The organism is Acinetobacter sp. AKBS16 (assembly GCF_002899995.1).
Taxonomy (GTDB): domain Bacteria; phylum Pseudomonadota; class Gammaproteobacteria; order Pseudomonadales; family Moraxellaceae; genus Acinetobacter; species Acinetobacter baumannii.
The window spans coordinates 83,184-90,089 of sequence record NZ_POYH01000080.1 but is presented as its reverse complement, the minus strand read 5'-3'; the positions used below and the strand labels follow the sequence as shown (position 1 = coordinate 90,089).

Annotated in this window: 10 protein-coding genes and 1 pseudogene; all 11 read right to left on the bottom strand. The window is 36.3% G+C overall.

All coding sequences use genetic code 11. From position 1 onward, the window contains the following. Positions 1-479: enoyl-CoA hydratase/isomerase family protein (locus C1642_RS19525; RefSeq protein WP_228153900.1), on the bottom strand; the 479-nt coding region annotated here is incomplete at its 3' end. After that, positions 476-1,189, bottom strand: a complete 714-nt coding sequence (gene ung, locus C1642_RS14335) for a uracil-DNA glycosylase (protein WP_001177528.1) — start codon at positions 1,187-1,189, stop codon at positions 476-478. The genes C1642_RS19525 and ung, both read right to left, overlap by 4 nt. Positions 1,190-1,239: 50 nt before the next feature. Then, positions 1,240-1,836, bottom strand: coding sequence for a 6-pyruvoyl trahydropterin synthase family protein (locus C1642_RS14330; RefSeq protein WP_000908453.1), 597 nt, complete (start codon positions 1,834-1,836; stop codon positions 1,240-1,242). Between the two features lie 229 nt (positions 1,837-2,065). Beyond that, on the bottom strand, positions 2,066-3,025 hold the full coding sequence (gene gspK / locus C1642_RS14325; RefSeq protein WP_103236482.1) for a type II secretion system minor pseudopilin GspK: 960 nt from the start codon (positions 3,023-3,025) through the stop codon (positions 2,066-2,068). Further along, entirely contained in the window at positions 3,025-3,726 is a 702-nt protein-coding gene (gspJ, locus tag C1642_RS14320) for a type II secretion system minor pseudopilin GspJ (protein WP_004747380.1), read from the bottom strand. Before gspJ ends, gspK begins: the two co-directional genes overlap by 1 nt. Next, positions 3,726-4,106 carry a type II secretion system minor pseudopilin GspI gene (gene gspI / locus C1642_RS14315; RefSeq protein WP_000836911.1) on the bottom strand — a complete coding sequence of 127 codons (381 nt, stop codon included), beginning with the start codon at positions 4,104-4,106 and terminating at the stop codon, positions 3,726-3,728. Before gspI ends, gspJ begins: the two co-directional genes overlap by 1 nt. Continuing rightward, positions 4,096-4,650, bottom strand: a complete 555-nt coding sequence (locus C1642_RS14310) for a type II secretion system protein (protein WP_000841373.1) — start codon at positions 4,648-4,650, stop codon at positions 4,096-4,098. The genes gspI and C1642_RS14310 overlap by 11 nt, the downstream gene beginning before the upstream one ends. 9 nt (positions 4,651-4,659) lie before the next feature. Then, positions 4,660-5,268 (bottom strand): TetR/AcrR family transcriptional regulator, encoded by a 609-nt coding sequence (locus tag C1642_RS14305; protein ID WP_103236481.1) that lies wholly within the window; start codon positions 5,266-5,268, stop codon positions 4,660-4,662. Positions 5,269-5,305: 37 nt separating this feature from the next. Next, positions 5,306-6,079 carry a TatD family hydrolase gene (locus C1642_RS14300; RefSeq protein WP_000497302.1) on the bottom strand — a complete coding sequence of 258 codons (774 nt, stop codon included), beginning with the start codon at positions 6,077-6,079 and terminating at the stop codon, positions 5,306-5,308. Positions 6,080-6,096: 17 nt separating this feature from the next. After that, positions 6,097-6,438 carry a PilZ domain-containing protein gene (locus C1642_RS14295; protein ID WP_001183024.1) on the bottom strand — a complete coding sequence of 114 codons (342 nt, stop codon included), beginning with the start codon at positions 6,436-6,438 and terminating at the stop codon, positions 6,097-6,099. Positions 6,439-6,449: 11 nt separating this feature from the next. Beyond that, a pseudogene (locus C1642_RS19520) lies at positions 6,450-6,906 on the bottom strand (DNA polymerase III subunit delta'); the annotation flags it as partial.

The window sequence follows — 6,906 nt, the reverse complement described above, 5'->3', positions numbered from 1 at the left end:
CGGCTTGCTCCAACATCAGGGTATAAACCAATATTAATTTCAGGCATAGCCAAACGTGAATATGGTGTAACCAAACGGAAAGGTGCAGCCATAAACAAGCCTAAACCACCACCCATTACATATCCTTCGCCCCAAACAACAACCGGTTTAGCATAGTTATGTAACAATAAATCCAAAGCATATTCTTGCTGGAAAAATTTATTTGCGGTTTCTACTTCCTGATTAATTACCAGCTGACGTAATTTGCGTACATCTCCACCCGCACAAAATGCTTTTGGTGTAGTCGAGTCCAACCAAATTGCTTTTACTTGCTCATCATCACGGAAGTCTTCAAATACTCGTAATAGAGCCGTTACGATTGATTCATCTAAAGCGTGTAATGATTTAGGTCGATTCAAACGTACAATACGCCAACCATTTTTCGCTTCTTCAACTACCAAATCCAGATGATAGCTATTTACATTGGGAGAGTTCATCATGCGTCCAATTGCCAGTCTATGGGCTCAATGCCATGTTGTTTCAAATATTGATTTGTTTTGGAAAACACTTTACATCCAAAGAAACCACCACGATTAGCCGCAAGTGGCGATGGATGTGCAGCAGTTAAAACCAAGTGTTTTTCTCTATTTATACGTTGTCCTTTACGTTGTGCATAAGCACCCCATAAAATAAAAACAATGTGTTCACGTTGTTCATTTAAAACATCAATTACTGCGTCAGTAAACTCTTCCCAACCTTGTTTTTGATGTGATGTGGGTTGCCCTGCTTCTACAGTAAGTACACTGTTTAATAAAAGTACGCCTTGCTCAGCCCATTTGGTTAAATCACCATGACGAGAAACCGGCACCCCTAAATCTGTATGTAGTTCATGAAAAATATTACGTAAAGATGGTGGTAATGCAACCCCTCTTTGAACCGAGAAACTTAAGCCATTTGCCTGATTTGGACCATGATATGGATCTTGCCCTAATATAACGACTTTCACATGATCTAACGGCGTAATATTTAAAGCATTAAATATTTGTTTACTTGGTGGATATATGGTTTTTTGAGCCTGTTTTTGTTGAAACAAAAAGTCTCTTAAACTATCCATATAAGGACTCAGTAAAAATGGAGTTAATGATCTTTTCCAGCTTTCTTCTAATTGAACTTTACTGAGTTTGTCTTGCTGTTGCTCAGTTAATTGCATTAATGTCATCCTAGATCAATTTTCATTTCTACAAACAAAAGGAAGTTAACTTACACTTCTACTTGTAAGTTAACATGCGGATTATGAAACTTAATCCCTTGTTTTAAATTTTCATACATATTTGGATCAGCCCATTCGGATTGGACTTGTTCTGAAAAAATAATTCCCTCAAGGTTTAACAGCCCCATTTGTTCATTTTGAATATCTTCAAGAAAACTTTGGGCATAACCTGTATCGGTTTCATGAACAATCACTGAATAGACTTCAACATCACCTTCCCCATTTTGGGTAACAGTAGATTGTAATACTTGCTGAGCTAAATAGAAGAAGATTCGAGAAAATTGCTCAGCAGATGGCGAAACTGGTAAAGAGATCCAACGCGCGCTAAAAGTCTTACAAGCATCAATATATTGAGGATCATCTTTTTCCCAGAAACAAATCGCATGATCAAAGCTATCGAAAAGGTCCTTAATTACGCCTTTTAACAGCCCAAAATCATATACCATTTGTCCATGATCTAATTTCGAAGCTTTAAGTAATAACTCGACTTTATAACTATGCCCATGAATGGATCGCTTACAACGATCCGATGTACAGTTACGTACAACGTGTGCATTTTCAAACTTAAATAACTTACGAATTAACATGTGCCAAATCGATCATTCCTTCTAAGAACATTATTATAAAGCAAAAGATAAAAACTTCGCACCACTTTTCAAATAGAAACAATTAGCAAAAAGTATGATAAGAGATGTGAAGAAATTTTGAAGATATTGATTTTTACTTTAAATACTGTCTATACAGAAGTATGACCTCATCCCTTTTATTAATAAGTTTCAAGTATTACAGACTCAGAAAAAATATCAATAAATTTATTTAGTTAAATGGAGCCATGCTTCTTGAATAAACATATACTTGCTTATCTTTTCTCATTAAAGCACTAGTAAACTGTCGCTTCCTATTATTTAAAACAACTTCAATCTGAGCTTGAAAGAAGCTGGATTTAACATCAATAAGGCTATTTACTTGATTTTTCTTTTGACTATCAACCGCTGAAAAAGCATTCAATTGCCATAATTCATCTACATTTTGGAAGAACTTTAAATTTTGTTGGCGTGTTTGCAATTCTTTTTCGATAGCCCCTATATCTAATTTTTCATCCATACTTGCTAAAACCAATGGCGAAGCAGTATTAATATTTAACTTCGAATTTTCTGGTAAAGCAGAAATATATGGAGCGATTAGATCAAATTTTTTTCCATCAAAGCCTCTCACTAGCTTTAACTCTTCAATACGGTGGAATTTAGTATTCGCAGCCATGTAACCTGGATCCAAACCTTCATAATAACTACTTTCTGCCCCCATTGGCCCAGTTGGCTCATCATTTGGATCTTGCCAATCAATCACAGCTTGGCTTAATTCGGCTGGTAATCCCACACGTACCAATAAACGTTCAAACCAACTTTTAGCATCTTCATTTACAATGCCTTCCCCATTAGTTAGATTATTTAAATTAAATTTACCAGACTCATCAAGCAAACGTCCGGATACCAAACCATCTTCAATAGGAAACGGAGGCATAGGTTGTGCCCATGTCTCTTTTAAATGATCTACTCCACCTGCATTATTTGTATCTTGAATTAATAATTCTGAAAAAAAGGCTTCTGCACTTTTTGCATAAAGCAAAGATTGATTTTGGCGCATTAAGTAGGCTGTATTTTCCATAGTATTATTTTGATGCTTGGCAATAGAAGCCGCTAAAATTGTAGCCAAGGCAACCATAATAAGTATTGTCAGTAAAGCGACACCCTGTTGGTGTTTGTAACTAACGGCCATTATGAATTACCTTCCTGTGAAAGCGATAAGTCACCCTGATTTAAGCTATAAATCCACTCATAATTTACACCAGCGACTGTAAGTTGGATTTTTATCCCTTTCGGTAATTTTTTTAACTCATTAGGTTTCGTTGGATCAATATTAACCTCGGGCCATTTTGTGACTTCTTGCGGAGTCAAAACCATAATCTGATATTGGTCGACTTGACTTAACAAAGTACTCGATAAAGGTTGCTCTCTGTTCGAAGTATTTAAATTTGTATATTTAAGACGATATAGTTTTTTTTGATCTGCATCATAACGATATTCAATTCGTTCAAATGGTGATAAGCCTTGTTTTAAAGGATCTGTTACCCCAGCTTTACTAAAGCGTAAAATTTGATTATCGATTTCTAAAGCTGGATGAAGTTGCCCACCTTGGTTTGCGGATAAAGGGATAATCTGCAAAGTATCACGAAGAATTTGTTGATAAGCATCTTGTAATTCAAATAAATGCACTTCATGTTCGGCATTACGATCACGAACTTTGAGCAAGTAATCGAAAATTTTCCACCCCAATAAAGATAAAACCGCAAAGATAGCGATCGCGACTAACAATTCAACCAAAGTAAATCCTGAGGCGCGAGTTAATCGAGCACTGCTCGATCGTGCTGCAAGGCGAGAAGCAAAGCTGCGGATGTGAATATATTTATTTTTTATCATTATTTTGCTTTCACTGGATAATTAAAAAAGACCATATGTGTAATGCCATTTTGTACTTTTCCCTTATCCGGATCATACAAACTCACTTGTAAATCAATTTTTTGAACATTCGGGCTAATAGTAGATTGAGCTGACTTATCAATTTGCCAAGTTTCACCTTGGGAAGTTACTTGCTTACTCTGGGTTCCTTGCAACCATTCTTGATTAATCTCCATCATAGCAACTTCATTCATTGCTACAAATTGAGCTTTGGTTCGCAAAATTGCATTTGAAGTAGACTGAGTGTACTGCATTGCAACTTTAGTTAAAGCGACAGCTGCAACTGCAAAGATTGCCAAAGCAACCATAACTTCTAAGAGGGTAAAGCCTTTAGATTTCATTTATTTTACCCAAGTGATCTATTTGTATTTCCGAACCAATCGGTTTTTGTTCTAAATAAAATTGTATTTTAACGGTTTTAGCTTCTCCATTGCCAAACCAGATGAGTTGAGGCGTTTGTCCTCCAATTAAATCTGTATTTTTAGCTTTAGAATAATTCTGGTCATCCAAGGGTTGTACTGAAAAAGAAACATGGGCAGGAAGTTGCCGTGTTTTAAACTCAGTATATTTCTGCCAACGGTTTTTTATATCTTGTACTTGTAAAGTGCTTTGATCGTGATATTCATAAAGTTCATAAGAAAATGGTGAGACATCTGTCTCACCATGAGTTTCTAAAGCCAATACACGTGATTGATCGAGCGATTCTTTATTAATTTTCTGTAAATCGAGTAAAAATAACTCTCTCGCCTGCATTGCTTTTTTTTGGTCGACGCCACCTATATTCAATACAACCAGAGAAGTCATAATTGTCATAATCACAATGACTACCATCACTTCTATGAGGGTAAAGCCTTTTTGTGATTGAAATGGTAGATTCGATTTCATATCGACCTATTAAGCATACTGCTCAACTGCTTGTTTGGGTAAGGCTAATGCCTGGTCAATACAGGCTACTCGTAAAGTATCTCTTGAACCCAAATAACGTTGATAAAAGCTTGAATTCAGAATTGCAGCAGCTCCATGAGTGAGTGACCAAATTGAAGCCAAGTAATCTCGTGTAGTCATATGACTCTGGATTGACTCTAAATAGTGATCAGTCATACGAATAATAATACGTAAGCGTTGCTTTCTCACTTGGTAGAGTTCATTAAAAAGATGGTGCACACCTTGGGCAGTAATTGAAAGCTTTTCTTCAATTTGGTGAAACAGCACTGTTCTTTCCGGATGGTGCAAATGATGCAACATAAAGAAAGCTAAATGTTCTGGAAAAGCCTTTTCAGTATCTTGAACCATTTCCAGTAACATGCGCTCATTACGAATAATTAATAGCATGTACAATTCATCTTTACTTTGAAAGTGCTTGTACAAAGTACCTTTTGCCAAATCAAGCTCAGCAGCCAGCACATCAAGTGTCATTCCGGCTTCGCCATTTTCTAACAACAACTGTTCCGCAACTTGAAATATTAATGCTTCTCTTGCTCGGAACTGAGCTTGACGGTCCATCTTCACGCAATTACTCTCTTTATATAGTTTCTATAAGTTAAATCGCTTTAAGTAAATTTTCAAAATTCTGCGAGGTGATTCTTGCAATTTCCTCAACTGGCTTATCATATACCTCACTTAGTGCTTTCGCTACATAAGGTACATATTTTGGTTCATTCGTTTTACCACGATATGGTACGGGAGCCAAATAAGGGCTATCTGTCTCAATCAAAAGCCGATCTAAAGGAACTTGCTTGGCTACATCTCGTAGATCTTGAGCATTTTTAAATGAAACAATTCCTGAAAAGGAAATATAGTAACCACAGTCCAATACAGCTTTTGCTGTTTCCCAGTCCTCAGTAAAACAGTGCAAAATACCATGTGTAGATTGTTCAGCTCGAATAATATCCACCGTATCATGTTTTGCTGAACGTGTATGAACAACTACTGGTTTTTTAACATTTTTAGAGGCTTGAATATGGCGAGCAAAACAATCTTTTTGCTCATTAATAAAGTCAGTGCTGTGGTAATAGTCTAAACCTGTTTCACCTAAAGCCCACACCTTTTCTGATTGAGCCAATTCAGTCAAATACTCAGTCGTTGCTCGAGCCATAGTATCAACATCCTCACACGGATGTACGCCTACCGTATACCCCACATCTTCATGACGCTTTGCGATTTCAGCTAAAGCAATATAATCATCAAGGTCAACTGAAATTGCCATAAACTTAGAAACACCTTCTGCTCGCGCAGCAGCAAGTGCTAGATCTAAATCACCGTTATAAGGCGTTAAATCTAACATTGTTAAATGGCAATGGGTATCAACAAACACTGTTCTTTCCTATCTGCTTACATGGTATAACTTGGGCGATCTAAAGACATACTACCAGCTAAAATCCGCTCAGCTTCAGCTTTATAGTAAATTCCTTTATCACCACTCAATTGAATTGCGAAACCTTGCGGTTTAAATCCACTTTGCTTATGTGAAATCCAAACTACTTTACCAGTTAAAGGAATTTTTTGTGATTGTTCTGGTAACGTAGCTAAAATAAAAATTTCCTGACCCATCTTCACTTTTTGCTTCGATGGTACAAACAAGCCCCCACCTTGTACATATCCCATATAACTTGCTTGCAATGTTGCTCTATCTGGAATATTGACCTGAATAATTCCACCCATTTGTGGTTGCATTAGTGTTCCCCTTAAACGTTCATTAATTTTATAAAAAGTTGATCTATGATGAGTTGTGTTTGTACATTCTGTTCAACTAATCTTTTAGATTGCTGTAATTCCTCATAAAGACTGAATAAGCTTTCTAAATTATAGTTTTGCGCTAATTGATCGAACTGTAAATCAATATTTTTCTGTGGTTGATTGAGCTTGACACAAATTAAATCCCCTAACAAGTATTCAAGAAGCATCATAAAATCACTAAAGTTGAGTTCTTTTTGCCATTTAGCCGAATAAAATAAAGGCATATTTTTTTGATTTACAACTTTAGTCCAATCTTCTAAAAAAGACTGTCTTTTAGCAAACCAATCACTAGTCGCAATTTCAACTGCTTGCAACGGCATATCATTAGAAAGGCCTAGCAATAATTCAGGTGGTACAGATGCTGTTTCCGCTAAATGTTCATTTAGATAAGATGTGGCTTCTGTA